Source organism: Pseudomonas khavaziana, from assembly GCF_036704165.1.
In the GTDB taxonomy this organism is placed as follows: domain Bacteria; phylum Pseudomonadota; class Gammaproteobacteria; order Pseudomonadales; family Pseudomonadaceae; genus Aquipseudomonas; species Aquipseudomonas khavaziana.
Genome location: NZ_CP129946.1, coordinates 3,746,936 through 3,773,005 on the forward strand (window position 1 = coordinate 3,746,936; position 26,070 = coordinate 3,773,005).

Consider the following 26,070-nt stretch of genomic DNA (forward strand, 5'->3'; position numbering starts at 1 on the left):
AATCCCACATGCGCAACAAGGTCCTAGCGTAGGCGATTTTTTCAGGTAGATTATTTAAAATCTTTTTTAAAATAAATAATTCAATTTTCCTTTGCAATGGTGTTCTATCTAAAAGACAAAACAAAAACAGGAGCAGATTCGATGCCCAAGCTTGCTACTAATGAGGCAGCCCTATGAATGCCCGCAGTGATTCAATCGACATCGCCATCATCGGCTCGGGTTTCGCGGGCTTGTGCATGGCGATCAAACTCAAGGAGGCCGGACTCACCGACTTCTTTATCGCTGAGCAGGCCGAGACCCTCGGCGGTACGTGGCGCGATAACCATTACCCAGGGTGCGCCTGTGACGTGCAGTCCCATGTGTATTCGTTTTCCTTTGCGCCCAACCCGGACTGGACGCGGCAGTTCGCGGCGCAACCTGAGATCCGCGCCTACCTGGAACAATGCGCCACGCGCTTCGAGCTGGCGCCCTACCTGCGTTTTGGCATGGGCCTGCAACGTGCGGAGTTCGATGAGCAGCAGCAACGCTGGCACCTGACCTTCAGCAATGGCCGCCTGGTCAGTGCACGGGTGCTGGTATCGGGCATGGGTGGTTTGTCGCGCCCGGCGATGCCGGACATTCCAGGCCTGGACAGCTTCAAGGGCAAGCGCTTCCACTCCCAGCACTGGGACCACGACTACGCCTTGAAAGGCAAGCGCGTAGCGGTGATCGGCACCGGCGCCAGTGCCATTCAGTTCGTGCCGCACATCGCGCCGCAAGTGGCGCACCTGGACCTGTTCCAGCGCACACCACCGTGGATCATGCCCAAGCCCGACCGGCCGATTTCAACCCTCGAGCGCTGGCTGTTCAAGCACCTGCCGTTCACCCAAAAGCTGGTGCGCAGCGCCCTCTACTGGGCGCTGGAAGGCCGGGTGGTGGGTTTTGCCTTGCACCCACGGCTGATGAAGATGGTGCAGAAAATCGCCCTGCGTCACCTGCGCAGACAAGTGGCGCGCCCTTCCCTGCGCAAGACGCTGACGCCGGACTACACCATTGGCTGCAAGCGCGTGTTGATCTCCAACGACTACTACCCGGCTCTCTCGCGCAGCAATGTCGAGGTGGTCACCGACAGCGTGCTACGCATCGAAGCCGACGGTGTGATCACCGCCGACGGCATCAAGCATCCCGCTGACTGCCTGATCTTCGGCACGGGTTTCCAGGCCAGCGACCCCTTGCCCCGCGGTTGCATCATCGGCCGCGACGGCATCGACCTGATGGACGCCTGGAGCGATGGCGCCCATGCCTACAAAGGCACCACCGTGCCGGGCTATCCCAACCTGTTCCTGATCGTGGGGCCCAATACCGGCCTGGGGCATAACTCGATGATTCTGATGATCGAAGCCCAGGTCAGCTACATCCTCGACGCACTGCGCCAAATGCAGCGCCAGCGCATTGCCACGGTAGAGGTCAAGCCCGCCGTGGAGCAGGCCTACAACCGCCAGTTGCAGGACAAGCTCAAGCGCACCATCTGGAACACCGGCGGCTGCCAGAGCTGGTACCTGGACCCACGCACCGGCAAGAACACCACGCTGTGGCCCGGCTCGACCTGGCGCTTTAAGCAGGTCACCCGGCATTTTGCGCTCAAGGACTATCTTGCCAGCCCACTGCCGACGCCCGCCACACCGCGCCCGCTACCCGCGCCCCACTCCGCCACAGAAGGCAGCCTGTCATGAAGTCATTCAACGGCCGCGTCGCGGCGATCACCGGTGCGGCCTCCGGCATGGGCCGCGCACTGGCCCTGGCCCTGGCACGGGAGGGCTGCCACCTGGCCTTGGCGGACAAGAACAGCCAGGGGCTGGAGCAGACCCTGACACTGGTGCAGACTTCGACCTTGGCGCCCGTGACCGTCACCACCCAAGTGCTGGACGTCTCCGACCGCCAAGCCATGCAGGATTGGGCGGCCCGTTGTGCCGCCGAGCACGGCCAGGTCAACCTGGTCTTCAATAATGCCGGGGTGGCACTGTCGAGTACCGTGGAAGGCGTGGATTACGCCGACCTGGAATGGATCGTCGGCATCAACTTCTGGGGCGTGGTGCATGGCACCAAGGCATTCCTGCCCTACCTCAAAGCCAGCGGCGACGGGCATGTGGTCAACACTTCCAGCGTGTTCGGCCTGTTTGCCCAGCCCGGCATGAGCGGCTACAACGCCACCAAGTTTGCCGTGCGCGGCTTTACCGAAGCCCTGCGCCAGGAACTCGACCTGCAACGCTGCGGGGTCTCGGCCACCTGTGTGCACCCCGGTGGCATTCGCACTGATATCTGCCGCAGCAGCCGCATCGACGCGAACATGACCGGGTTTCTCATCCACAGCGAGCAACAAGCCCGCGCCGATTTTGAAAAGCTGTTCATCACCGATGCCGACCAGGCCGCCAAGGTGATCCTGCAAGGCGTGCGCAAAAACAAGCGTCGCGTGCTGATCGGTCGCGACGCCTATTTTCTCGACCTACTCGCCCGTTGCCTGCCATCGGCCTATCAAGCGCTGGTGGTGTTGGCCAGTAAGCGCATGGCGCCCAAGCCACGCAGGCCGGTATTTGAAACCAACGACGAGCCCCGTCTCTGAACAGGAGGACGCACCATGTTGCCGATCCGTCGCGATATCCGTTTCGCCTTGCCTGCCGAGCGCATCAAGGACTGGCATGAACAAGGTCCGGTCATCAGTCATTTCTTCAATGCCCTGTCGCTGTTGTTTCCCCAAGGCGAACTCTTTTTCATGGACAGCGTGCGCCACTACCGTGGGCAGATCGACGATCCAGAACTGAAAAAGGAAATCCAGGGGTTTATCGGCCAAGAGGCCATGCACAGTCGCGAACATGTGGCCTACAACGACCTGCTGCAAGCGGCCGGGCTACCGGCGCACACCCTCGACGGGCGCCTGAAATTCTTCCTCGACCTGCAGAAAAAACACCTGCCGCCAGCGTTCAACCTGGCAGTAACCATTGCCCTTGAGCATTACACCGCGATGCTCGCGGAAATCCTGCTGAGCGACCCCTCGCGCTTTGGCGACTCGCTCAAGGGTTACCAGCAGATGTGGTACTGGCATGCCCTGGAAGAAACCGAACATAAAGCCGTGGCGTTCGATGTCTGGAACCGCGTCATCACGCCCGGCCCTGCACGCTATCTGCTGCGCACCGGGACCATGCTGACCACCACCCTGATGTTCTGGCTGGTGGTACTGGATTTCCACGTACGCCTGTTGATTGCCGACCGCACCTCGGGCGGCAAGCTCAAGGGGCTGTGGCGCATGATCAAGTATTTGTATGGCCCCAAGGGCGTGTTCCCGCGCATGCTGCGGCCGTGGCTGCATTATTTCAAACCGGGGTTTCATCCTTGGGATCATGACAACCGGGCACGCCTGGCGGGGATAGACGGGTTGGTGCAAGAGATTGAGCGGACGCGGCGCGGGTATGAGTCGGCGTAGCAGCCGAACGTAACCACGATGCGCAGCGAGCCGCCCTTGATCTTGATCTGCTTTTGATTTGAGGCGCCCCGTTAAACCACGCTGGCCGGAATTCGACAGGGTTTTGGGGGGTAAACCGGCAGGGATGCCGGTTTAGCCGCCCCAAATCCCTGTCGGATTACGGGCACACCGAGCCCGGGCGAGGTGCCGAGTGGTGGGGCAAAAGCGTTTGGTTACTTTGCGCTTTTCAAAGTGACCCGCTGTAAGAGCGGAACCAATAGTGGCCGTCACCTAAACAATGGATATGTACTCGATCAACCGAACATCCTGGTTGGCTGTGAGACCGCCATCGGGAGCAAGCCCCCTCCCACATTTGGACCGAGACCATCAGTCAAATACTGGTCAGCCGTCAGGCCGGGATCGGGGGCAGGCCCCTCCCACATATGAATCAAGCCAACGCCGCCCGCTCACGCACAAACCCCGGCAACTGATCCCCCGGCAGTGCCTTGCTGAAATACCACCCCTGGATAAACACCTCGGGCCCCGTACTCAGAAAACCCAACTGCTCGGCAGTTTCCACCCCCTCCACCACCACCCCCAGCTTCAAGGCCTCGCAAAAACGCAACATGCCGGTCAGCACCTGGGCGCCCTTGGGGTCGCGCTGGGCAACCACAAAACTGCGGTCAATCTTGATGAAGTCCACAGGAAACTGATGCAGGTAACTCAATGCAGAAAAGCCGGTGCCGAAATCATCGAGATACACCTTGGCGCCCGTGGCCTGCAGTTTCTCGATGGTCTGGCGCGTAGCCGGGATATCACTGACCAGCGCGTCCTCAGTGATCTCCACCGATACCCAGCCATGGGCCTGGGCAAGAATGTCCACCAGACGATCAGCATAGGCCGCGTCCTTCAAGGTGGCGCTGGAAATGTTAATGGTCATCGGCAATTCAAAACCGTCCTTCTTCCACTTCTGATACTGGCGCACGGCCTGGGACGCCACCCACACGTCCACATCCGGCATCAGCCTGGCCTGCGCAAGCCATTGCAGGAACTCCCAGGGTGAATGCACCGTGCCTTGGCTGTCCCGGGCACGCATCAACGCCTCGCACCCGGTGCAAAGGCCGGTGCGGGTCGACACCTGGGGTTGGAACTCAAGGTAGAACTCGTAATCGCTGATCTGCTGGATTCGACTCAACTCCACGGCCTGTCGTGCCGAAGCCCTGTGGGAGGCCAGCACCGGGTCGAACTTCAGCAGACGGCCTTTTTCTTCAAGACCGCGAAAGGTCATGTCCAGGGACTTCAAATAAACCGTGCCACCCTCGCAGGTTTGGCGATGAATTGCCCGCACGTAGGGCGCATACACCAAAGTACCCACACCTAGCAGCGCCAGCTGCAGCAGCACCGCCGCCAGATCACCATGGGTGCTGAGGTAGGCATTGAGCAGTACCGGCGCGGTAAATGGCACGCTGGCCACCGCCGGTGAGACCCAGCCCAACTGCACTGCCGTCAGCGCCACCACGGTGTTGAACGCCGGCACCAGCACAAAGGGGATGAACAAACGCGGGTTGAGAATGATCGGCAACCCGAACAACAGCACCTCGCTGACGTTGAATAACGACAGCGGCAAACTGGCCATAGCCAGCAACCGCATGGATTGGCTCCTGGAAAACAGCAGGATCGCCAGCAGCAGACACAATGTGGCGCCGGAACCGCCGATAAACGCAAAACTACCCAACAGGCCGCTGTTGAGCAGGTACAGGACTGGCTCCCCCGCGGCCTGCGCCGCGCCGTTGAGCACCACGGCCTTGTCCAGCACGTCGAACAGCGGCTGCATCGCATACACGCCGTGAATGCCGAAGAACCACAGCAGCGAATTCATCAGCGTTACAAAGAGTCCGCCGCCGTAGGGCGCTTGCAATGCATCGAGCACCTGGGGCCCCTGCAATTGCGCCACACAAGGGATCATCAGCAGCAACGACAGCAGCACCACCAACGACACCGCCGTGATCGCACCGGGGAGCACCATATTGATGGTGCCCTTGAGGTTATGCCCGACCAGGTCTTCGTTGACCAGTCGCGTCCAACGAAAGCGGTGCAGCCAGGCGATGGCGGGCACATTGACCAAGGGTGAGGCGATAGCTATAAACAGCAAGAAAGTGGCCGAAGCCCTGGGGTATTCGCGCAGCACAAAAGTGGCAACCACCACATGGGCGAGGCACAGGAATGCGACCGGCAACTGTGGAAGGCGGTGCTGGATCGCCAACATGTAACCGATGGAGGCCGCGACCAGCAGGGGAATCACCGAACTGATCTGGTTGTGCAGCCCTGCCAGGAACGCTACCACCTGCGGGCTGAACCCCAGCACCCGGGCGCATTCGGACAGGATCAGGAAACCGGCGGATACCAGCAGGCAAGGCAGGATCCATAGCAGTCCTTCACGAATCACACGCAACGATTCGGCGCTGGCCAAGACTGCCAGGCGCTGGGTAAGGAAAAGTCTGAACAGCGTTTGTGCCATGAGCCATCCTCTGCCCGTCACCTTACTGCCGCTTGATACCAGGGCCGGAGACCCTCGCTAACGCTACACGTCCTGATGGTGGGAGTGAAAGCCTTTTGCCCACGGTTCTCAGGCTTTTTCGGCACTATCTGCTGGGTTACTACACGAATTCTCTAATGAATTATCGAACTTTCTGACTTGAGTCATCCCCTAAGGCTGTCTGAGTCGGTATCATCCGCGCCTTTCTGCGTGTCAAAGGATGTTACAACCTGCGTAACAGCGGGTGCGCTCAGGGAATCTAGCCTGGAACGACAACGGGCACAAAGGAGCCTTACTATGCAAGACAAGCGACCAAGCACCATGCGTCCCTTATTTGTCACCATCCTGCTGTGGTTGTGCAGCGTGGCGCTGCTGTTCGTGATCAAAAACGTCATCGAGCTGTTTACCGGACCCGTTGCCGAGACCTGGGTAGACTTGGCATTGGTGCTGGTCGCCTACCTGACGTTCTTTCTGCTCGCGCCGTTGCAGAACTGGATGCAGCGCAGGGCGCGCAAACGGGCTCGGCGCCAGGTCAGCAGCCATACTTCCGATGCCGAGATCCGGCCCTCCAATTAAGGTGCATAGCGTTGTCAACACCCAGTGATACCTACCAGCTTGCACTGGACAGATTCCTGCGCGAACACCCGCACATCGCCAGTGAGCTGGACAACCTCAATCCACTGGCGGCCCAGGCCAGGGGCGAAACCCTGGCGCAGTATCGCGCCGAACGCCTGCACGCAGCCTTCGAAGCACAAGCAGAACAACAGCATCTGTTCGCCTGGGAACTGACGCTCAAGCTGACGGCCGAGTCCAGCGAAGCCTTCGAGGCGCAACGTCGCGAGGTGCATAAAGAAGTCGCACAGATGGCCGGCATGGACTGGGTCGAATACTGCCAGTTGCATGACTTGAAGGTCTGATCCTCGCCCTACAGATACCAACGCGGCCGTTTGCAACTCATGGCCCTGCCTAGTTCGGCGACCGTGATGGTTCGCTGTTGCGGGTCTGTTGCCAGCGCCACACGCAACGCCGACCAGCAGCGCCTGGGCAGTTGCCTCGGGCAGGTCAATCTATCCATCGGCGCGTGCTTGCCAAGACGCTTGCCATGGGCCAATTCGTAGATGATACAGGCCACGCCGTACACGTCGGCGGCAGCGCTCAACGCACCGCCTTCGCGCAACTCCGGCGCTGCATAAGCGGGCGTCCAGGCATTGAACCGGCTGCGACTCAGGCTCGACAGGCTCGCCACCTGCGCTTGTGCACACCCCAGCCCAAAATCGAACAAGCACACCCCCTCCTGTCCCACCATGACATTGGCTGGCTTGACGTCGCCGTGCAGCACATTCTGTTGATGGGTGTAGCCCAGGGCATCCAGCAACTGCAGGGCCATGGGTTGCAGCTCCCGCCAGGGCAAACCATCGGGACACTCCAGGAGCAGCCGGTCCAGGGTCAAGCCCTGCAGCCACTCCATGGTGAAAAACGCGATTTGGCTCTGGGTGTCGACCTCGAACGAAAACATCCGCACCACGCGCGGATGTCGCAGGCTACGCGCCAACGCAAATTCGCTGAACAACAACACATGTGCATCCGGGCACTGGGCAAAAGGTTCGCCCAATAGCTTGAGTGCCACAGGCGAACACGCCTCGCCTAATTGTTCGTGCAACAGGTCACGAGCACGATACACCACACCCATCCCGCCTTTGCCCAGTACGTACTCAAGGTGATAGCGCCCGCCCAGCAAACGAGGCGGCTCGCCCGTCGAGCTCAAGGCTGCACCACTACAGCGGTCAGGTCGTCCCGTGCTGCCCCACGCAACGCCTCGGCAAACAGCCGTTCCACCGCCTGCTGCGGCGCGCCCAGGCGCAACGCTCGGACCAGGTCTGCATGACTGAGCGCCTGGTAGAGGCCATCACTGCACAGCAAAAACACATCGCCTGGACGGGTACTGAGTTCCAGTACCTCCAGATGCAGTGGCGAACGTGCACCAATGGCCCGGGTCAGGGCCCGGGCGCCAGGGTAAGCCCGGGCTTGGGTCGCACTGACTTGCCCCTCGTTCATGAGGCCTTGCAACAGCGAATGGTCCCTCGACAACTGGTAAAGACGCTGCCCACGCCATAGATAGCAGCGACTATCCCCCGCCCAGAGACAGGCCGCACGCCCGCTCTCAAGCAACAAGGCCACCACCGTACTGCCCATGATGGCATCAGCGCTTGTGTCAGGCCCGGCTCGGCAACTTCTCAAGCGCTGATTGACGCTTTGCAAGCTCTTGCGGACCGCGTCGATGCGTTGATCTAGGTTGCCCCGGGCCGACACTGAAGCGAGACTGCTGACCACCCAGCGGCTGGCGACATTGCCATGTCGATGCCCGCCCATCCCGTCGGCCACTGCCCAGCAGCCATGTTGCGGGCAGTCCAGGAACGCGTCTTCGTTGCGCAACCGCGCCTGCCCGCGCTGGGTGCGCCCGGCACTGCGCCACCGGCCAGGTCCCTGGCTCACAGTTGCTGCGCCAGTCGGAAAGTGCGCCAGGTGCCGATGTCAAACGGGCCAGGTATACGCTGGCTGGTCAGCAGGTAATTGGCACGCAGGCCGGCGAGGTCCGCCTTGAAAATTTGTGTGTTTCGTCCGTTAGCGGGCTCTTTGTGCAGCAGGTCCAAAAAGCGGAACAACGACCATGCGCCTGCGTTCTTCTCGATTCCCAGTGGCCGCTGGTCCCCCCCTCTCTCCAGGACAAGGCTGCTGCGCCCATTGTCTGCATCGGTTGGCCAATGGAACGCCATGGGCACGATCGGGCCGTGGCGATATTCCAACTGCTGGTCGCCAAAGCGCAGGATCGCCCGGCTGACTGACTGATCCAGGCTGTAGGGCGCCAAGGTAAACCGAACCGACAGTTCACCCTGATCCGGGGTGAAGAAGCCGCGCCGGATAACCTGGGCCTTCATCAGTTGATCCAGCAACGAGTGCGACACCGGCAAGCCCTGACCATCCAGGCCACGCAACCGATAGCGGGCACCGTCGACACTGACGAATGGCCGCAGATACCCGTCGTAAAAACGTGCCATGACCCCATTCGGTTTGAAAAACTCATGAAAGTCAGTAAGAGCAACTTCGCTGGCCGCATGGGCATTGAATGGGTATCGCTGGCGAATCGCCTTGGCGTACAGGCTATAAACCTCGCTCTGGTAACGCTGGTTGACGTGCACATAAGCCTGCTCCAACAAATGCCGCCAACTGACATCGGCCACCCCTTCAAACCACCCCGCAAGTGGCAACGGCAAGCGCGCTGCAGCATCACGCAGGTTCCCTATCACATCGTGCTGCCCCTCCATACGACCCTTTACCCTCCGGAACGCTGCCTGCTCCGGTGCGCTATCGCGGTTCAATGCCGTCAGTTGCAGGTGTAGCTCATCCAGCAGCCGCAACGCCTGGGACAACGCCGCGCCGGGGTCCTGCTGCTCGTCCAGCAACTGGTGCAAGGGTTCAAAACGCCGTTGCAACGCTCGTCGCCCGGCGTCGGGAAGGCCCGCCTGCCCCAGCGAGGCCTTGGCTATTACCCCCAGTTCACCCGAGCGCTGGGTCACCTGATCCAAAAGTTCGTGACCCGGCAGCAGACGAGTGTTTTCACGCAGTTGCTGCAATAGCAGGATCAGGGGTGACTGGGCCGATGTCAGGGCCGTGAGTTGTTCGGCATCTTCGCGCAGGTTGTCGGTTTGCCGCAGCCTGACGCGGCCGAGCGCCGCACTCCAGGCATCGGCGTATTCACCGAAGTAACGCTGCTGCAATTGGATCATCAGCCGGCGCAAATCCTCGGAGCTCAAATCGGTGGCCTCCCCCAGCACCCAGTTGTCCTGGGCAATGGCATTTACCAGCCTCGAACCTTGAGCATCAAGGAACTGCACATAGCGCTTGGTATAGAACCCGGGAATCGGTGGGTCGAGCGCAGCAAATACCTTGCCTTCGGCCAGGCGCAAGGGCTCCAGGTCGCGTGCCTGCTCGCGCAGTACCCGATACACCACATCGGCCAATGACTCACCCCTCAGGGCTTCCCGCGCCTGGGCAACGAGGTTGTCATCAAGGGGGGTTACGAATGGCCGTTCAAGCAATCGCGCCAAGTGTTGGCCCAGGCGTTTGCGGGTCGACATGTCTGCGGCAAAACGTACTGCCCAATGATTCGTCAGGTGTTGTGCCAACCAACTGTTATCGCGACGCTCACGTGCGTTGAGCATCAGGTATGCGCGCAGGTGATCCAACAACTGCTCGCGGTCTCCAAGGTTGGCACGCACCTGCTCTCCGAGCTGGGCCGTTATCCACGCCAGCATGTGCTGTTGCAGCGCCTGATCATAAGCCTGGGTAACCCATGGGCGGCTCGGTTCCCCTTGGTACAAGCCGGCGCGTTCAATCAGGCGCACCTCTGCCGACGCAGGAAAGACCTGGGTCGCCGCCAGGCGTGCATCCAACAGCTGCAATAGCGACGACGCATCATCATGGCCCTTCAGGACCGGCAAGACGGCGGTTGTCAGCGCCGCCATTTGCGTCAGCCGTTGATGGTTGACGGAATAACTGTGCATCCACAGCGCTGCGGCGCAACCGAGCACCAGTGCTACAGCCATTGCCAGCAGCCCCTGGCGTCGCCGGATACGCTGCTGCTCCGGAGCCTGCAAACCTGCAAGGTCGGCCTCGGCAAAGATCACCCGGCTGAACAGCCCCTGGACAAAACGAGCGTGTTTGTCACCGGCGCAGGTCAGGTAGAAGCCGCGCAGACCATTGATACGCTGGTAGCGATGAGCCGAAAAAGCCGACTCAATGAACAGGCAAATACGCTCGCCTATCCGCGCAGCCTGTTGCGGGAATTCAAGCATCAGGCCGCGGCGCTCGACATTGCGCTCCTGGTGCAGGCGGCTGATCAGTTCAGCGTTCAAACGCCGCAAAAATTGCTCGACGGCTTGGCGAACCTGCGTGACGTCAGTCGCGCAGCTGCCATCGAGGGGTTGGCCCAGCACCTCGTCGGATGCCTCCCTGAGCGGCACGTCGAAAAACTCGGCGAAGCCCGGCAGTCGGTCAGCCTGGGTCAGCACCAGGTAGATCGGTACGTCCACATGCAATGACTGCTGGATGTCCTGCATGCGCGACTGTACATGTCGCGCGTGCTGATCCAGATCGTACTCGGTGGTGGTCAGCAACGCGTCCACGGAAAGCGTCACGATCACGCCACTGAGCGGGCGCACGCTGCGCCGCCACCGGAGCCTTTCCAGCAACGCCGCCCACCCTGCTGCATCCACGGCACTGTCGGGTTGGCTCAGGTAGCGTCCAGGGGCATCGATCAGCACGCCGGCATCGGCGAAGTACCAGTCACAGTGGTTGCCCAGTGCTCGCGTGTCGGCGTGATCGAGCGGCCACTGCAAGCCGCCTGTTGCCAGCAGCTGCGTCTTGCCACTGCCCTGATCGCCGATCATCAGGTACCAGGGCAGATCATGGCGCCAGCGCGCGTTGTGCATCCCATAACGGGGAGAAGTCTTGAGCACCTGGAGCGCTTCCTTGAACCGACTGCGCAGGTGTTTCTGCTCGTCCGCCACCCATTTCAAGGCTTGAGGGGGCGCCAGGCGTTCAGGTCGTTCGCGCCCACCGGCCCGTCGTCCGCCGACCACCACCATCGCCAAACCCCACAGCAGGAACAACACACTGATGCTGGCGAGGCGGGCCGTCGGTCCTTGCCAGAAGCGGTGATCGGCCACCGCCAGCAGCGGCCCGAGACACCACACCAGTACAGCGCTGCAAAGTACCAGTAGCAGACTCCAGACCCAAACCCGACTCAGCACGGCGCCAACGCCCTTGAAAAATGCGCTCATTGATTGCTCCAGCGTTTACAAGGGCGTGCGGATCGGGTCCGACGCCAGGAATTGAAGGGCTTGCAATGCATCCGCGCGCTCCTGGCTCAGCAACCAGGCAAACCCTGTGTACATCGCAAGCAGGCAGGCCAGGGTGGCGGCTACCCACCAAGTGGCCGGAATCACACGCAGCCGCCTGCCCCTCGCCAGCCCATGGGGTGCCGGTAATACGGGCCCTGTCGGCGCATCCCCACGCACATGCCTGATCTGCCGATACAAGGCATCGCGAACGGCTTCGACTTGCAACACACCTCTCTCCATGACCCGGTATTTCCCTTCGAAACCCAAGGACAGGCACAGGTACATCAGCTCTAGCATTGCCAGGTGCTTGAGCGGATCACGGGACAGTCGCTCCAGCAGTTGAAAAACCTTCTCGCCCCCAAAGGTCTCGTTATGGAAGCGACTCAACAAGCTCATCTTCGACCAGTCGCTCTGCGCTCCCCAAGGGGTGGTGACGACAGCCTCATCAAGCACGCTGCACAACACATAGCGCGCGGAGATGACCTGGTTGTTTTCAACACCCCCCTGCAAGGCACGGGTTTCGAATTGAGTCACAGCCAATGACAACCGGTCGTTGAGCATGCACAGGTCTTCGCGCTCGGCGCTGACCTTGAGTCGCACGATCTCCGACAATAACTCTCCGGCTGCGGCGACCACCGGGTTGAGCCCCGCGTTGAAACTCTGCGTGTCAAGCAGATGACCCGCGTAGATCATGCGGTCCTCAAGTTGCTCGTAGCGCGGCGGCGACGGGAAGTCCGTCAGCGGTCCCTGTACAGGCCCATGGCTGTCGCGGTCGAGCAGGACGGTTTTTTCATCTTGTGAGTAGTCGCTGTCCATGACATTCAGTTCCTGATGGCCCAAAAATCCAGTTCAAGCCCGACGAACTCACCTCCCACATGGAAAGCAAAACCACCGGACTGCTCCAGCTGCGCGATATCGCGGGCACTCATGTCGAGCATGAAATAGGTCTTAGCGGCATGAAACGGAATCTGCCGCGGCGCCACCGGCAGCGGTTTGACCCTGATCCCGGCCAGGTGCAGGTTGACCAACTCCCGTATGCGCTCTACCGGCCCAATCTTCAGATGAGCCGGCAGACGCTGGCGCAGTTCCTCTGCGTCACACTGCGCCGTGGCGGCCAGGATGAATGTGGCCGCACCGAGCAATTTCAAATCGCTCACCGGGCACACCAGCACGCCGTACTGGCGTTGCTGCAGGGTCAATTCGATAGCGTGCTGTTCCAACACCATCGACAACACCGCTCGCACGGGCTCCATCAGCCCACGAAAACTCGCGCCCTGGTCACCATGCCGGTAATGCACCTCCAGTTGCGCACGCTTGCTGTCGTTGGCGAAGGTTGATAACTCGCCAAGCATCGACACCAACGCGCGGAACACCGCCTCCGGACGCACCTGGGGCTGGCTCAGGCGGTGACGCAGTTCCAGCTCTGTGCGATTGATCACTTGCAGCATCAACAAGTCACCGATTTGCGCGCCCGCGCCGGTGCCTCCGGCGCGGATTCGCGCCGCAATAGCGTCGCCTCGGCTGGCAAGCAGGCCGATCACTTCCTTGAGACACGACGCCACATAGCCATGCGCCTGCACAAAAATGAACGACGGAAGAAAGTCCGTATCCAGGCTCAGGCCTCCCTCAGCGCTGGAATTGAGCACCTGAGCAATCTTGAGTTTGACAAAGCGCTGGTCGCTCTGGCGCTCGCCCAACAGCAGACGCAAATCGGGGCGTGCGCAGTGCACCTGGCAACGCGAATCTACCCCCACGTTGCTATCCCCCACTTCCACTTCACAGCTCAGGTAACGCGCCAGGACATCGCTGTGCTGCGGTTGGCGCACTTCGACCTGATTGCCGGTCGCCAGGGGCAGCGCCAAGTATATCCCTTGCTGTTCCGTATTCGGCGGCACCTGCAATACCAAGGGTTCCGTGGCTGCACTCAACTCAAACAGGCTGCCGTCCGGCAATACGCCGCTGGCCTGATTGACCACCAGCTTGCCCAGGTTCAGGTACTGCACGTTGAGGTCCAACGTCAGGAAACCCCAGGCGTCACTGCCCAGCAGGCGCGTCTGGTCAAGTTGCTGATGGTAATAACGGTCGTTGTGCTGCAAGTGCTGTGGGCGCAACAACATACCTTCCTGCCAGATGACTTTATGGATAGGCATATCAGCGCGTCTCCAGATCAGGCACCTGGCCGGCCACTCGAATGCCGGCCTGGTCCAGCGCCAGCTCGGCCCGTGTCACTTTCCGGGAGGTGACGGGCACCAGCATCCGCCAGCGTACATGAGGCAAGTCTCGATAAGCCGCGAGCATACCCACGAAGCGACTGTCAGGCCCGACCCTGAGTTTGAGCGCCAGGCGGTCACCGGGGCGCAGTTCAACTTCCTCACTGCTCACCCAGTCCTTCGCCAGTACCTGCTCGGCATGGCCATACAGGCTGAAGAAGTCGGCATTCTCGAAGGCCACGCCATGGCGCAGTTCAATCAGGTGGACCACCACTGGAGAGGGTCGACCGTGCAGGTCAAGGTTGACCTGCTCGCTGGCGGTCAGCACCAGATCCAACTTGGTCAACGTCGAAAAAGGCGAAATCGCGCTGCAGCCTGCCAACAGACCGAACAGCAGCAGCACGGCTGCAGAGTTAATTCGATACATGACGTTCATCCTGGGAAATCCATATGCAGAGCGCCAATCAGGCGAACCTGCTCCTCATAGGCCTTGGCAAAATCACCGTCCAGCGGACGCCGGATCAGTTGTTCATCTGCCGCCAGCCGCTGGTAGTAACGCTGGTAAGCCCGCCAATGCCATGCATCCGCGAAAAATCTAGGTGGCCTGTCCTGGGACTCGAAGCACCCCATCAGGTAGCTGGGCTCGAAGGCGGTCCTGGCGTTACGCAGCGCGCTTCGGCATGCGGCCAGCAGGGCGGCTTGACGCACTTGCAGGTCCCGGCAGGCCTGGACGATCGCCCGTTCAGCGGACAGTTGCCCCAACACCTGCGAACCCAGCATGGCGGCAATCGCAGCCCCCGTATCGGGACACACCTTCAAAGGGTTCTGGGACAGGTCCAGGCTGGCACCGGCCCCCGAGGCCAACTCGCTGTTCAGTTCGTCACAGGTGCGCAGCGTTTGTTGCAAGCCGTTCACTCCCAGGTGGAACAAGCGCGCCACCTTGATTGCCAGTGCTTCCCGACCGGACCTTTCGAGGGTAGCCAGGTCGATGCCCAAGGCTGTTGCAAACTGCACCCAGAACAGTTCATCCAAGGGCACGGCTATCGGGTCCTCCGCGCCAAGTGCCGCAACGGGTTCGACCGGGCACGGCACTATCAGGTGTTCCCGTTCGGCACCCTGGCTGTCAGTCCAGATGCCGGACTCATCGACTCTCTCGCTCAATGCGTCCAAGTCCTCCGAGTTGGCTTTACGCGGGTGATCAAGGTCCAACGCATGCAGAGGATCCAAGGACAGAAACGCATCATCCGGAATCAGTCCCCCCGTGATAACCCGCTGCTCGCTACCGTGGCGCGGCGCTTGCAGCAATTGCGCACGTATCGTCACCGGCCCGAGGTCAAATACATCGCCATCGCTGATCAAGCGCGCCTGCCCTTTACGCAGGCGTTCGGCGCTGCCCACCACCCCGATTCCATTGCGGCTGATATCCGTCAGGAAATAGCGGGCCCCACGATAGCCGACCAAGCCGTGATGGCTGGAGAGCACGCGGCTCGGATCGGGTATTACCCAGTCACATCCGGAGCCGCGGCCGATCACACCGCCTCTACTGTCAAATACTTTGCGGGCCGGGGCTACGTTTTGCGCACCCTCGACCGCGCAGGCCTCAAACACCAGCTGCATCCTTTGGCTCCCTCCATTCATCGGCCACGGGTGACCGCCTGGGGGTCGCCCAAAGGACGATACTCGGCATCGTCAAAGACGGTGTTGGCGTTACAGCCGCCCAATAAACACAACACCAGCAAGACGGCTTGCCACGAACGATCAGGCATCAGGTTTCTCCCTCAGTGAAAATCAAGTACACCACTCAACGCTCTTCCCTGGCCTTGCCAACGGGAATGTTCAAGCGCGCCAGCCGGTAGAGCAGCGTGCGTCGCGCAACCCCCAACTCCCGTGCGGTACGGGTGCGGTTGCCCTGGTTCTTGTGCAGGCAATCGAGCAGGAATACCCGCTCTACCCGCTCCATACGCTGGCGTAGCGTTACGTCGTCAGCGGTCGGTGCCGGCGCCAGTGGCATTGACAGGTGCGCCGGTAGAATCAGATTGTCGTCACACAGCAGCACGGCGCGTTCGACCAGGCATTTGAGCTCACGCACATTGCCGGGAAAGCTGTGGCTCGACAGCTGATCGAGGGCAGCGCTCGACCACTCGACCGGCGCCCTGCCCAACTGCAAGCAGGCCTGGTCGGTGAAATGCCGGGCCAGTTGCAGCACATCGCCGTCGCGCTCACGCAGGGCGGGCAATTGGAGGGGGAACTGCGCAAGCCGGTAATACAGGTCTTCGCGAAAGCGCCCCTCGGCGACCATGGCCGTCAGGTCGCGATGAGTCGCGGCGATGATGCGCACATCGACCTTGTGCGCCGTACTGGCGCCCAGCGGACGAATCTCGCCTTCCTGCAGAACCCGCAACAACTTGGCTTGCAATAGCAGCGGCATGTCACCGATTTCATCGAGCAGCAACGTACCGCCGTCGGCAGCGTCAAACAGCCCGGCATGATTGCGGTCTGCACCGGTAAACGCGCCTTTGCGATAGCCGAACAGTTCACTCTCCAGCAACCCGTCGGCAAATGCCGCACAGTTCTGCACGACAAAAGCCTTGGCACCGCGCGGGCCGGCCGCGTGAATCGCCTGTGCCACCACTTCCTTGCCGGTGCCGGTCTCGCCGCGCAGCAACACGGTGTAAGGGGTATGCAGGACTTTGCTGATCAACTCGCGCGTCTGGGCCATGGCTGCACTGTTGCCGATCAAGCCGTATGCCCCGGCCAACGGCACAGCCTGCCTCGGCGTCGCTCCAAGCCTTTGGCGCATGCCACGTAGCAGGAGCAGCCTGCTCACGGCAAAACTACCCAATTGGCCCAGGGAGATTGCGTAGCTGTGCAACTGGAGCGGGCTTTGGCTGGCGCACAACAACACGCCGGTCAGTCGATCCGTTGCGCTGAACAGAGGCATGCTCAGCAGCGCACGCCACGGTGTCGGCGACACAGGCAGGAAGCGGGTGTCATAGCAACTGCCTTGTACCTCATCGAGGCTCAGGGCCGCGCGCCGGTTCAAGGTGTAGTGCAGCAGTTGTTGATTGCGCAGGTCGACGGGTGTGCTTGCCAAGTCCGGTGCAGGCCCATCGGGAAAATGTTGGGCGACCAGCTCTAATCGGTCGCTCGCTTCATCGAGCAGATACAGCTGGCTGAGCTCGCACCGGGCCAGTTGCGCGACGTCCGCAACGCATTTTCCAGGCAGCACGTGTTCATCACTTTCAAACCCCAGGCGGGTGAAGCAGGCGGCCAGCGCATCGACAGTGAATGCACACGTACCGGTCAGCGCCTGCATGTCCTCATTAAGCATGGTCATCAGTCCCTAATAAAGATTGCCGGCGAGCATCACCACGCCATCGGCTCGCTCATGGTCCAGCCAACTGGTCCAACCCAGGCGGCAAACGTTGTCCTGGCCAATGTGCAGCGCCTTGATTTCGCTGCGCGCCAGCACCAGGCGCAGGTCATAGTCCAAAGGACTGCCAGTAGCCAGGCGCACCAGTGCACACAGCGGCTGATGGGCCTTTCCAGTCGGCAGGAAGTCGTGAAACCGTTGCCAGCCCAGCGCCTGCAACTGCACCCGGAACTTGCCGCAGCGGTCCGCAACCTGCTGCCCCAGGACCAGGTCTTCACCGAGTGCACAATTGGCACGCCCCAGGCCGTTGCGCTGCACGGGATTGATATCAACCCGGCGCTTGACCCATTGCTCGATGAACAACGCGTCGTGCTTGAAGTAGTGGCGCAGCACCGACTCGATCACGGCAGCCGAGCGCGTCCGCAGGCTCAGCAGCCCCAGGTAAGGCAGCAGACGTTTGCAGTCCAGTTGGGATGCACGCCGTATCGCGTCGCCGCGCAGGCCGAGCAGCGCAAACATCTGCGCAGAGAACGCATCATTGGCCCCGGCCTGGAAACACGCCCGATAGCGATATTTACGCCAGATCGGCAACATCAGGCGGTGCAGGCGATGGTGAAACATATCCAGGAAGTCGCGGGTGGGATTGCCCCCTGGCTGCTCGGCAAGCGCCTGTTCAGCATAAAACGCCGGCAGTGGAGAACCCGCACCGAATAGCCCCAGCACGTTGAGGCGCAGGCGGGCACGCAAACGCCCGTGGTCCGTGAAGAACTCCACCAGATCGATATCGTGTGCCGCAAACCCCAGGCTCGGATTGGCCTGGAATTCCAGTTGGTCGTACAACGCATCTTCGTCCAGCAGCGGATGCGCTTCGCGCAACCGTTCGGTCACCTGCAAGACCGCCTGGTACAGCGTGTACTCGCGGATGACACGGCAAAGCCGGGTCAGAGCAAGGGTTGCTGGCCCGTCCGGGATGGCCATAGATACACGTCTCCTTGTGTGCTGAGGACTCGCAACTCGTGATAAGAATTAAGGTTGGCATAGAGCGCAAAGAACTGATTGATGACAGAGGCGAACAGAAACAGGTCGCCGTGGCCGACGAAGCCTTGAGGGTCGACGGTCAGGTCGATGCGCAGCCCCCGGATAGGCAACCCGCGGTGCAGCCTGTCCACCGCCTCGTAGCGGATGGAACGCAGCGCGCCCAACCTTTTCTGGCTGACCTTGAGCGCCTGTCGATCGTGATGGCGCGGCAGGTCATAGGTTTCAAGCACCATTTTCAAGGCGTTGATATCGGTCAACGATAGATAGTTGAGCGACATGTTGCTGATCAGCCTCCACAGAAAATCCTGCTCCAAGGGCGGCGTGAAGCTCGCGGTAGGCGTGGTGATATTGTGAAACGTCAACGATTCCGGCGTGTGCTCGCCGGGCTGGTTGATTTCGCCCGGACGGATCTGCTGCGCCAGGTTGCTATTGGTACAGGTCAGTTCGACCGACAACGTTTCCTGACCCTGTGCGCGGCGAGTGCCAAAACCCATCCAGGTGTCCAGCCCGCCATGTTGCAACGACGAGCGCTGTCGAATGCTGTAGCTGGGAGGTGCAGCCAGCGATTCGTGGTGTGTGTCATGTTCAAAGGACTCGAACGGCACGTAGGTTTGGTGACCCAACCCACCGGGGCGCCACCCGGTGACCCGGTCCACGGAGAACACACTGGCGTGGCCCGGCGCATAACCACCGGGCATCAGGAGGTACTCATCCTGCTTGCCATCCAGGCGAATGGGAATCGCGTCTTGATTGAACAGGTTGGCGATAGGCGTGCAGTACAGCTTCACGTTATCCAGGGACGGGCGCAGGCCATCGCGCCCCTGCGTGCGCAATTGGAAGCGCACAACCATTCCGTGCGCCTGCTTGAGCAGCTCACCAGGCAGTGTGTGCAGTACATTCAGCCCTTGAATATCGACAAACAGATACTTCTCAGGAAAGGCAAAGTACTCCTGCAGGTGGCGATAACCATCGAACGTATTTTGCGGATAGGGCATCAGCGCCTGCTCCGGGGCAAAACCCACGGGCTGAACCTGACCGGCACTGAGGCGTAGCGTCACGGGGTGTCCATCGGCTGTGTTGACCGGCAAGCCGTCGTGCCCCGACAACGACAATTGGATGCCGTCAAGATGGCGCAATAGACCAAGGTACAGGCCTTGGCTGACGTAATCGTCGCCGGCCAGGTGCAACCGTAACGAATCAAACGTCAGGTCATTGAAGCTGCCTTCGGCGCTCATGGTCAGGCACAGGTCCAGCCACGCCCCGTCGCCTTGGCACCGGTACTCCAGGCCGCTGAGTTGCAGGGGCATGACGTCGGTGGCATAGCAGGTGCGAAAACGGCAACGCTCACCTTGTATCGGCGTGCTTTCCACCGCAGTGTCCCGTGCCACTCGGACGCTGGGGCCTGCACGCTTCAAGGGGTCAAACTGCAGGATGCTGAAGGCCGGGATTGGCCGCATATAATTGGGCCACAGCAAGTGCATCAACGAATGCGTCAACTCCGGCAATTCATCATCGAGTTTCTGGCGCAGCCGCCCGGTCAGGAACGCAAAGCCTTCCAGCAAGCGCTCGACGTCCGGGTCCTGGCCAGCCTCTGCGAGAAACGGCGCCAGGGCGGGATTGCGCTCGGCAAAGCGCCGCCCAAGTTGGCGCAGCGCACTGAGCTCGTGTTGAAAATAGTGGTTAATGGTCATCGACGCAGACCTTGATTTGTCCAGCATCCATCAGGCGCGCCTGGAACACCACGGGCTGGGTGGTACCGTCGATGACCAACCCGGCATCGATGGCAAATGCCAAGGCCAAAGGCTCTTTGGCAGCGGGCAACAACCTCACACGTACATTCACCAGCCGCGGTTCATAGGCCTGAATGAACCGCTCGATCACCAGGCGCGACCGGGTCAGGGACTCATGCAGGCTCAGCTGCATATCGTTGAAGTCAGGCAAACCATAATCAGGCAGCGCCTGGACACTGCCTGCGCGAGTGCTGAGCATCCTGCCCAAATGTGCGGCGACGGACACAACGGTGCATGTGCGGGTCGATGCATCGCCTTCAAGGCGTTCGAACAGGCTATTGTGGTGGGGCATGCCCTGGCCTCTGCTCATTCTTTATCGAGCTTACCGACCAGGGACAACGTGAAGTCCGCCCCCATGTACTTGAAATGCGGGCGCACGCTCAGGTTGACCCGATACCAACCAGGCTCGCCCTCGACATCGCTGACGACGATGCGCGCAGCACGCAAGGGGCGCCGTCCGCGTACTTCGGCACTGGGGTTTTCCTGGTCCGCCACATACTGGCGAATCCATTTATTGAGCTCCAGCTCCAGGTCCGTGCGCTCCTTCCACGCCCCCAGTTGCTCGCGTTGCAGCACCTTGAGGTAATGGGCCAGGCGATTGACCACCATCATGTAGGGCAATTGAGTGCCCAGCCGGTAATTCAACTCCGCGGCCCTGCCCTCTTCACTGGCACCAAAAAACTTGGGTTTCTGCACCGAGCTGGCCGAGAAGAACGCGGCGTTATCGCTACCCTTGCGCATGGTCAAGGCGATGAAACCTTCTTGCGCCAGCTCGTACTCGCGCCGATCCGACACCAGTACCTCGGTAGGAATCTTGGTTTCTATCTCTCCCATGCTCTGGAAGTGGTGCAGCGGAAGGCCCTCGACAGCGCCGCCACTTTGCGGGCCTATGACATTCGGGCACCAGCGAAAACGCGCGAAGCTGTCGGTCAGGCGCGTAGCAAAGGCATAGGCGGTATTGCCCCACAGGTAGTGCTCGTGGCTGTTGACCACGTTCTCCTGATAGGTAAAGGTCTTGACCGGACACTCAAGGGGGTCGTACGGGGTGCGTAGCAGAAAGCGCGGTACGGTGAGGCCAATGTAGCGGGCGTCTTCGCTCTGACGAAAACTTTGCCACCTGGCAAACTGCGGTCCCTCGAAATGATCCTGCAGGTCTTTGAGGTCCGGCAGCCCGGTGAAGCTTTCGAGGCCAAAGAAATTCGGGCCCGCGGCAGTGATAAACGGCGCGTGGGCCATGCTGGCGACGCTGGATGCGTATCGCATCAGCTTCACATCGGGGGCACTGGGCGAAAGAAAGTAGTCGGCAATGATCGCGCCCACCGGCTGGCCGCCGAACTGGCCGTATTCGGCGCTGTACACATGTTTGTAGAGTCCCGACTGGGTAATTTCCGAGGAGTCCTCGAAATCGTCCAGCAGGTCCTGGCGCGAGACATTCAGCAGTTCGATCTTGATGTTCTCGCGAAAGTTAGTGCGTTCGACCAGCAACTGCAGGCCTCGCCAGGAAGCCTCCAGCGCCTGGAAGTCGGGGTGGTGCAGGATCTCATCCATTTGCTGGCTGAGCTTGGTATCGATCTCGGCGATCATCCGGTCGACGAGGCGCTTCTTTACCGGCTCCTCACGGTTGTGCGGCTTGAGTAGCTCGGCGATAAACGCCGACACTCCTCGCTTGGCGATGCCATAGGCCTCGTCGTCAGCGCTCAGCAATGTCTGGGCAATGATGTTATCGAGGATGCTGCCGGCTTCTGGGGTTTGTACCGTTTGCAATTCCTGTTGGCTCGTGGTCATGGTCTCAGTGTCCTTTTACTGAATATGTGCGGCGTTAGGGCTGGGAAGCCCCAGCTCGGCCAGCACCCGGGCGCGGCAATCGCCGTTGGCCAGGGCATGTTCAATGGCTTTGCGAAAGTTCGGCGTGTTGCCCAGCGGGCCCTTGAGCGCCACCAAGGCTTCACGCAATGCCATCAGTTTCTGCAATTCGGGGATCTGCTCGACCAGGTTCGCGGGGTTGAAGTCCTTCATCGTGTTGATCCGCACCTGGATTGCCAACTCCTCCACGCAAACTTCATCCTGGAGGCGATTGGGTACGCTCAGTGTCAAGCCCAGCGCTTGTTTGGCCAGTACGTCGTCGAAGGTGTGCTTGTCGATGCCAATGGGCTTGCGATCCTCGAGCTTGCGCAGGTCCTCGCGCTGGGTGAAGTCCCCCAGCACCAGCAACTTCAGCGGCAGTTCGACGTCCTCTTGTGCGCCGCCAATGGCCGGTCTGAAGGTGATGTTGATCCGTTCCTTGGGGGCTACCGAACCGTCTTTGGCCATGGTGCTACTCCTTTTGATAGGGCTTTATTCAAGTACTGCTTCGAGATCGAGTTGGCATAACCGTCGATGGAGAGACTCCTTGCACTCGCGTATGCCGTGGCCTTGTGGCAACAGGTCATAACATCGGTACAGGCGCTGGCCCACTTGCACGGCCAGTTCCGGCTCCCAGCGCTCCAGGCCGTTACGCTGCAATTGCTCCTGCAGCTGCTCCAGCTGGACCCTGGCCAGGTCGTGCTTGCCCGCTTTCGCACACAACCTGGCCAGTGCCAGGCGCCAGTGAAAACGCGCCCGCTCGCCGGACGCGGCGTGCAAGCCCTGCTTGAGCACTGCGACCGCAGCCTTGAGCCCTTTCTTCCGCAGGCAAGGCAGCACCGCTTCCAACGCGACCTCCCAGGGTTCGCAGGGGGTGTCTGCCACGACGGCCAAAGGTTCGCTCCGTTGCAAATGCGGCCTGACATGGAGCGCAATCCACTCACAGGTGGCTGGGTCGGCAAAAGGTGTGGCGTCGTCGAACCGGTACTCCGGCAGGTCCGGCAGGCGCTGCAGCAGCAACGCGAAATGCATTTCCAGCTCGGTCATGGCCAGGTCTGCGTGCAAGGCCTCGAGGCATTCCCAGGCCATGCGTAAACCGTCGAACCAGAACATTGCGCCCGTCAGGCTGACTTCAAGCTCAAGCAAAAGCTCGGCATATTGGCCTTGGCCCAGGCGTTCCTGGCAGCGTTTGAGCTTGTCGGCGGCCAGAGGGCGCAGCGCCGTGACTCGCTCAGTGTTGGCATCGGGATAATGGATGAGCGTCATCCACGCCAAGGTCCGACCCAGGCGCAAGGCACGCGGATCCCTGGTGTCCTGGCGCAACCACCAGGCACACAATGGGCGGGCTTGCTCTTGCAATGAACGCAGCAGCCTGTGCGCGTCCTTTTCGTTGTCAATGGGTTGCCCGGGTTGGGGCAACTGGGTGGTTGCCGGCTTGACGGGAGCGATGCCCACGACGACCTCAGGTTTGGCGCCCTCTTGTTCGGTGCAGGCCAGGCGTTCCGACAGTTGCCTGCGGATCGGCAACAACTGTGGCGCTTCATTGCCAAGCTTTTGCCCCCACAGCTGATCAAGCCGCACGAGGTGCTCAAGCAGGGCCTGGAACACAGGCAACTGCCCGGCAACATAGAGGTTCTGCGCGAACAGTGGCTCAATGCGCAACACCAGCCAACCCAGCGCGGCCACGCGCGTACGCAACTTGCTGGGGTAGACCTGTGCCCAATGGTGCTCACAGAGATCGCGCAGCAACCCGAGACCGGCCAGTAACCCAGTGAATGAATGACATTGATACAGAGCCCAGGCCAACCAGACAGCAACGCGCAGATCCTTGGAATGCCCGCGCAATAGAGACTCGCTTAGCTGGCAGACCTTGTGCCAGTCTGGTGGACCTTCCGTATGAATCGATCGGATCTTGCCCAACTCGTCTTCGAGGGCTTCAAACTCCGCGGAAAAACGCATGTCGCTGCCGGCAAAACCGTCAGGACGACAAGGTAGTTTCGCAACTTCCTGATAATAGTCGAACAGTTCTTCTGAATATTCCATTTTTTCGATCACATCACCTTCCAAGGCAAGACAAGCAAACTTTTAATATTATTAACAAAATTGTCAGGGAGGCCTTTAACTTCCGTAGAGCCTTACTGAATTATGTGAACCTTAGCCGTGAAAAAAACGCCCAGCAAGTAACCGAGCATTAATTAAGGAATGTCCTACACCCCACTATATACAGCGCGCTGCGCAGTTATTTGCACGGTTCAGCCGCAGAAAACCCCGCACACCGCTGTACTTTCTGGCCCACCGATGCGAGCAAATAACTGCGCACATCTGCGCAACTACCATGACTAAAAAACCGATTATTTGCGGACCACCTTACTTGTTTTTATTACAGCCTGCGGCTTCATTGGCCTCCACACTTTCAGGCACGCTTCTTGTAATAGGCAGCTGCCCGTCCGGCAACTTAGCCGTTCGGCATACCTACTCAACCAGGCAAGGAAACCCATCATGCCAACACCCGCGTACCTCTCCATCACTGGCGTCAAACAAGGTTTGATCACGGCAGGTACATTCACCCAGGACTCGGTAGGCAATATTTATCAGGAAGGTCACGAGGACCAGATACTGGTGCAGGCATTCGCCCACCAAGTGATCATTCCACGCGACCCGCAATCGGGCCAGCCAACCGGCCAACGCGTGCATAAGCCCATGATGATCAGCAAGGTCTTCGATAAATCATCACCGTTGCTGTTCAGCGCACTGACCACCGGTGAAGAAGTGTCATGCCGCCTGGAATGGTTGCGCACTTCTTCGGCGGGCACCCAGGAGCACTACTTCACCATTGAACTGGAAGGCGCGACCATCGTGGACATCCAGTCGCGCATGCCCAGCTGCCAGGACCCGGACAATGCCCATTTCACCCATCTGGAGGAGGTGTATTTCACTTATCGCAAGATCACCTGGACCCACGAAGTGGCCGGTACGTCAGGCTCGGACGACTGGCGTAGCCCGGTAGCCGGCTAACGGCGCTCGAAGCAGGAACGGCTGCCAGGGACGGCGCCGTTCCTGTTGACGGCCTAGACCATCGCCAGCGGGTGCTTACGCTTGGGCGCGCCAAACACACGATCAATCGCGTCGAGGTCATGCTCATCCAGCACGAGGGTGGCTGCCCTGGCATTGAGTCGTATGTGTTCGGGGTTGACCGCCTTGGGGATAGCAATCACGCCATCCTGGCGCAGGACCCAGGCCAGGCACACCTGGGCCGGTGTCGCTTCATGGCGAAGGGCGATCTGCTTGAGGGTCGAGCTCGATAGCAGTTCACCACCCTGGGCGATCGGGCAGTAAGCCATCAGTGGCAAATGGTGCTGTTGCCACCATGGCAGCAGGTCGAATTCGATCCCGCGTTCTTCGATGTTATAGAGCACCTGGTTGGTCGCACACGCCGGGGATGCGAGCTCCTGCAGGTCCGCCACATCGAAGTTGGATACCCCCCACCGGCCGATCTTGCCCGCCTCGCGCAAACGTTCGAAGGCTTCGACGGTTTCTTCCAGTGGGTACTGGCCGCGCCAGTGCAGCAGGTATAGGTCAATGTAATCGGTGCCCAGGCGCTGCAGGCTGGCTTCACAGGCACGGGGCACGCCGTTGCGGCTGGCGTTATGGGGGTAGACCTTGCTGACCAGGAACACCTGGTCGCGCTTGCCGCGAATGGCTTCGCCGACCACCTCTTCGGCACCGCCCTCACCATACATCTCGGCGGTATCGATGAGGGTCAGGCCCTCGTCGATACCCAGTTGTAATGCGGCGACTTCGGCGCGGCGCCAGCTCGGGTCTTCGCCCATGCGCCAGGTCCCCTGGCCGATGACGGGGACGGGAACGCCGGCCAGATCAATGGTACGCATGACAACCTCCTGGTGATGATACGGATTAACAATGTGGCATTGAGCGGACAAAAGG

Annotated in this window: 23 protein-coding genes; 6 read left to right on the forward strand and 17 right to left on the reverse strand. The window is 60.5% G+C overall.

Annotated elements, in window-relative coordinates:
• Positions 1-173 precede the first annotated feature (173 nt).
• From QYQ93_RS16520 to QYQ93_RS16530, 3 genes are read left to right on the forward strand one after another with little or no spacing between them, the layout of a single operon-like run.
• Positions 174-1,712, forward strand: a complete 1,539-nt coding sequence (locus tag QYQ93_RS16520; protein WP_338475065.1) for an NAD(P)/FAD-dependent oxidoreductase — start codon at positions 174-176, stop codon at positions 1,710-1,712.
• Positions 1,709-2,599, forward strand: a complete 891-nt coding sequence (locus tag QYQ93_RS16525; RefSeq protein ID WP_217882754.1) for an SDR family NAD(P)-dependent oxidoreductase — start codon at positions 1,709-1,711, stop codon at positions 2,597-2,599. The genes QYQ93_RS16520 and QYQ93_RS16525 overlap by 4 nt, the downstream gene beginning before the upstream one ends.
• 15 nt (positions 2,600-2,614) lie before the next feature.
• On the forward strand, positions 2,615-3,457 hold the full coding sequence (locus tag QYQ93_RS16530; RefSeq protein ID WP_043050872.1) for a metal-dependent hydrolase: 843 nt from the start codon (positions 2,615-2,617) through the stop codon (positions 3,455-3,457).
• A 427-nt stretch (positions 3,458-3,884) separates the two neighbouring features.
• On the opposite strand, the gene QYQ93_RS16535 is transcribed toward QYQ93_RS16530, so the two are convergent.
• Positions 3,885-5,954, reverse strand: coding sequence for an EAL domain-containing protein (locus tag QYQ93_RS16535; protein ID WP_338475066.1), 2,070 nt, complete (start codon positions 5,952-5,954; stop codon positions 3,885-3,887).
• Between the two features lie 315 nt (positions 5,955-6,269).
• On the opposite strand from QYQ93_RS16535, the gene QYQ93_RS16540 reads away from it, so the two are divergent.
• Both QYQ93_RS16540 and QYQ93_RS16545 read left to right on the forward strand, forming a co-directional pair.
• Positions 6,270-6,548 (forward strand): hypothetical protein, encoded by a 279-nt coding sequence (locus QYQ93_RS16540; RefSeq protein ID WP_338475067.1) that lies wholly within the window; start codon positions 6,270-6,272, stop codon positions 6,546-6,548.
• 11 nt (positions 6,549-6,559) lie between these two features.
• Positions 6,560-6,889, forward strand: a complete 330-nt coding sequence (locus tag QYQ93_RS16545) for a DUF6388 family protein (protein ID WP_043050524.1) — start codon at positions 6,560-6,562, stop codon at positions 6,887-6,889.
• An 8-nt stretch (positions 6,890-6,897) separates the two neighbouring features.
• On the opposite strand, the gene QYQ93_RS16550 is transcribed toward QYQ93_RS16545, so the two are convergent.
• From QYQ93_RS16550 to tssA, 15 genes are read right to left on the reverse strand one after another with little or no spacing between them, the layout of a single operon-like run.
• A complete protein-coding gene (locus QYQ93_RS16550) occupies positions 6,898-7,737 on the reverse strand; it encodes a serine/threonine-protein kinase (RefSeq protein ID WP_338475068.1) in 840 nt (279 codons plus the stop codon).
• Positions 7,734-8,465 carry a PP2C family protein-serine/threonine phosphatase gene (locus QYQ93_RS16555; protein WP_043050522.1) on the reverse strand — a complete coding sequence of 244 codons (732 nt, stop codon included), beginning with the start codon at positions 8,463-8,465 and terminating at the stop codon, positions 7,734-7,736. The genes QYQ93_RS16550 and QYQ93_RS16555 overlap by 4 nt, the downstream gene beginning before the upstream one ends.
• The gene (tssM, locus tag QYQ93_RS16560) at positions 8,462-11,812 is read right to left on the reverse strand and encodes a type VI secretion system membrane subunit TssM (RefSeq protein WP_338475069.1); all 3,351 of its coding nucleotides are present in this window, start codon (positions 11,810-11,812) and stop codon (positions 8,462-8,464) included. The genes QYQ93_RS16555 and tssM overlap by 4 nt, the downstream gene beginning before the upstream one ends.
• 15 nt (positions 11,813-11,827) lie before the next feature.
• Complete coding sequence (icmH, locus tag QYQ93_RS16565; protein WP_338475070.1) at positions 11,828-12,688, reverse strand: type IVB secretion system protein IcmH/DotU; 861 nt, start codon at positions 12,686-12,688, stop codon at positions 11,828-11,830.
• A 5-nt stretch (positions 12,689-12,693) separates the two neighbouring features.
• Positions 12,694-14,022 (reverse strand): type VI secretion system baseplate subunit TssK, encoded by a 1,329-nt coding sequence (gene tssK, locus QYQ93_RS16570; protein ID WP_338475071.1) that lies wholly within the window; start codon positions 14,020-14,022, stop codon positions 12,694-12,696.
• Position 14,023: 1 nt separating this feature from the next.
• Entirely contained in the window at positions 14,024-14,509 is a 486-nt protein-coding gene (gene tssJ, locus QYQ93_RS16575) for a type VI secretion system lipoprotein TssJ (protein WP_338475072.1), read from the reverse strand.
• A gap of 5 nt (positions 14,510-14,514) precedes the next feature.
• A complete protein-coding gene (gene tagH / locus QYQ93_RS16580; protein WP_338475073.1) occupies positions 14,515-15,699 on the reverse strand; it encodes a type VI secretion system-associated FHA domain protein TagH in 1,185 nt (394 codons plus the stop codon).
• Between the two features lie 17 nt (positions 15,700-15,716).
• Positions 15,717-15,848 carry a hypothetical protein gene (locus tag QYQ93_RS16585; RefSeq protein ID WP_043050517.1) on the reverse strand — a complete coding sequence of 44 codons (132 nt, stop codon included), beginning with the start codon at positions 15,846-15,848 and terminating at the stop codon, positions 15,717-15,719.
• Between the two features lie 35 nt (positions 15,849-15,883).
• Positions 15,884-17,413 carry a sigma-54 interaction domain-containing protein gene (locus tag QYQ93_RS16590; protein ID WP_043050516.1) on the reverse strand — a complete coding sequence of 510 codons (1,530 nt, stop codon included), beginning with the start codon at positions 17,411-17,413 and terminating at the stop codon, positions 15,884-15,886.
• Between the two features lie 12 nt (positions 17,414-17,425).
• The gene (gene tssG / locus QYQ93_RS16595; RefSeq protein ID WP_338475074.1) at positions 17,426-18,433 is read right to left on the reverse strand and encodes a type VI secretion system baseplate subunit TssG; all 1,008 of its coding nucleotides are present in this window, start codon (positions 18,431-18,433) and stop codon (positions 17,426-17,428) included.
• Positions 18,397-20,184 (reverse strand): type VI secretion system baseplate subunit TssF, encoded by a 1,788-nt coding sequence (gene tssF, locus QYQ93_RS16600; protein ID WP_043050514.1) that lies wholly within the window; start codon positions 20,182-20,184, stop codon positions 18,397-18,399. Before tssF ends, tssG begins: the two co-directional genes overlap by 37 nt.
• Positions 20,174-20,575: a type VI secretion system baseplate subunit TssE gene (gene tssE, locus QYQ93_RS16605; protein ID WP_043050513.1), complete on the reverse strand. Its 402-nt coding sequence runs from the start codon at positions 20,573-20,575 to the stop codon at positions 20,174-20,176. Before tssE ends, tssF begins: the two co-directional genes overlap by 11 nt.
• 14 nt (positions 20,576-20,589) lie before the next feature.
• The gene (gene tssC / locus QYQ93_RS16610; protein ID WP_338475075.1) at positions 20,590-22,068 is read right to left on the reverse strand and encodes a type VI secretion system contractile sheath large subunit; all 1,479 of its coding nucleotides are present in this window, start codon (positions 22,066-22,068) and stop codon (positions 20,590-20,592) included.
• 15 nt (positions 22,069-22,083) lie between these two features.
• Positions 22,084-22,593, reverse strand: a complete 510-nt coding sequence (tssB, locus tag QYQ93_RS16615; RefSeq protein ID WP_338475076.1) for a type VI secretion system contractile sheath small subunit — start codon at positions 22,591-22,593, stop codon at positions 22,084-22,086.
• 24 nt (positions 22,594-22,617) lie between these two features.
• Complete coding sequence (gene tssA / locus QYQ93_RS16620; RefSeq protein WP_338475077.1) at positions 22,618-24,168, reverse strand: type VI secretion system protein TssA; 1,551 nt, start codon at positions 24,166-24,168, stop codon at positions 22,618-22,620.
• Positions 24,169-24,624: 456 nt separating this feature from the next.
• Here tssA and QYQ93_RS16625 point away from each other — a divergent pair, with 456 nt between their 5' ends.
• Positions 24,625-25,140 (forward strand): Hcp family type VI secretion system effector, encoded by a 516-nt coding sequence (locus QYQ93_RS16625; RefSeq protein WP_043050510.1) that lies wholly within the window; start codon positions 24,625-24,627, stop codon positions 25,138-25,140.
• Between the two features lie 53 nt (positions 25,141-25,193).
• Here QYQ93_RS16625 and QYQ93_RS16630 read toward each other — a convergent pair whose 3' ends face one another.
• Positions 25,194-26,015: an aldo/keto reductase gene (locus QYQ93_RS16630; protein WP_043050509.1), complete on the reverse strand. Its 822-nt coding sequence runs from the start codon at positions 26,013-26,015 to the stop codon at positions 25,194-25,196.
• Positions 26,016-26,070: the final 55 nt, after the last annotated feature.

Coding starts and splice junctions, on each gene's coding strand:
- QYQ93_RS16520 (WP_338475065.1), top strand. CDS start 174: ATGAATGCCCGCAGTGATTCAATCGACATCGCCATCATCGGCTCGGGT.
- QYQ93_RS16525 (WP_217882754.1), top strand. CDS start 1,709: ATGAAGTCATTCAACGGCCGCGTCGCGGCGATCACCGGTGCGGCCTCC.
- QYQ93_RS16530 (WP_043050872.1), top strand. CDS start 2,615: ATGTTGCCGATCCGTCGCGATATCCGTTTCGCCTTGCCTGCCGAGCGC.
- QYQ93_RS16535 (WP_338475066.1), bottom strand. CDS start 5,954: ATGGCACAAACGCTGTTCAGACTTTTCCTTACCCAGCGCCTGGCAGTC.
- QYQ93_RS16540 (WP_338475067.1), top strand. CDS start 6,270: ATGCAAGACAAGCGACCAAGCACCATGCGTCCCTTATTTGTCACCATC.
- tssM (WP_338475069.1), bottom strand. CDS start 11,812: ATGAGCGCATTTTTCAAGGGCGTTGGCGCCGTGCTGAGTCGGGTTTGG.
- icmH (WP_338475070.1), bottom strand. CDS start 12,688: ATGGACAGCGACTACTCACAAGATGAAAAAACCGTCCTGCTCGACCGC.
- tssK (WP_338475071.1), bottom strand. CDS start 14,022: ATGCCTATCCATAAAGTCATCTGGCAGGAAGGTATGTTGTTGCGCCCA.
- tssJ (WP_338475072.1), bottom strand. CDS start 14,509: ATGTATCGAATTAACTCTGCAGCCGTGCTGCTGCTGTTCGGTCTGTTG.
- tagH (WP_338475073.1), bottom strand. CDS start 15,699: ATGCAGCTGGTGTTTGAGGCCTGCGCGGTCGAGGGTGCGCAAAACGTA.
- QYQ93_RS16585 (WP_043050517.1), bottom strand. CDS start 15,848: ATGCCTGATCGTTCGTGGCAAGCCGTCTTGCTGGTGTTGTGTTTATTG.
- QYQ93_RS16590 (WP_043050516.1), bottom strand. CDS start 17,413: ATGCTTAATGAGGACATGCAGGCGCTGACCGGTACGTGTGCATTCACT.
- tssG (WP_338475074.1), bottom strand. CDS start 18,433: ATGGCCATCCCGGACGGGCCAGCAACCCTTGCTCTGACCCGGCTTTGC.
- tssF (WP_043050514.1), bottom strand. CDS start 20,184: ATGACCATTAACCACTATTTTCAACACGAGCTCAGTGCGCTGCGCCAA.
- tssE (WP_043050513.1), bottom strand. CDS start 20,575: ATGCCCCACCACAATAGCCTGTTCGAACGCCTTGAAGGCGATGCATCG.
- tssC (WP_338475075.1), bottom strand. CDS start 22,068: ATGACCACGAGCCAACAGGAATTGCAAACGGTACAAACCCCAGAAGCC.
- tssB (WP_338475076.1), bottom strand. CDS start 22,593: ATGGCCAAAGACGGTTCGGTAGCCCCCAAGGAACGGATCAACATCACC.
- tssA (WP_338475077.1), bottom strand. CDS start 24,168: ATGGAATATTCAGAAGAACTGTTCGACTATTATCAGGAAGTTGCGAAA.
- QYQ93_RS16625 (WP_043050510.1), top strand. CDS start 24,625: ATGCCAACACCCGCGTACCTCTCCATCACTGGCGTCAAACAAGGTTTG.
- QYQ93_RS16630 (WP_043050509.1), bottom strand. CDS start 26,015: ATGCGTACCATTGATCTGGCCGGCGTTCCCGTCCCCGTCATCGGCCAG.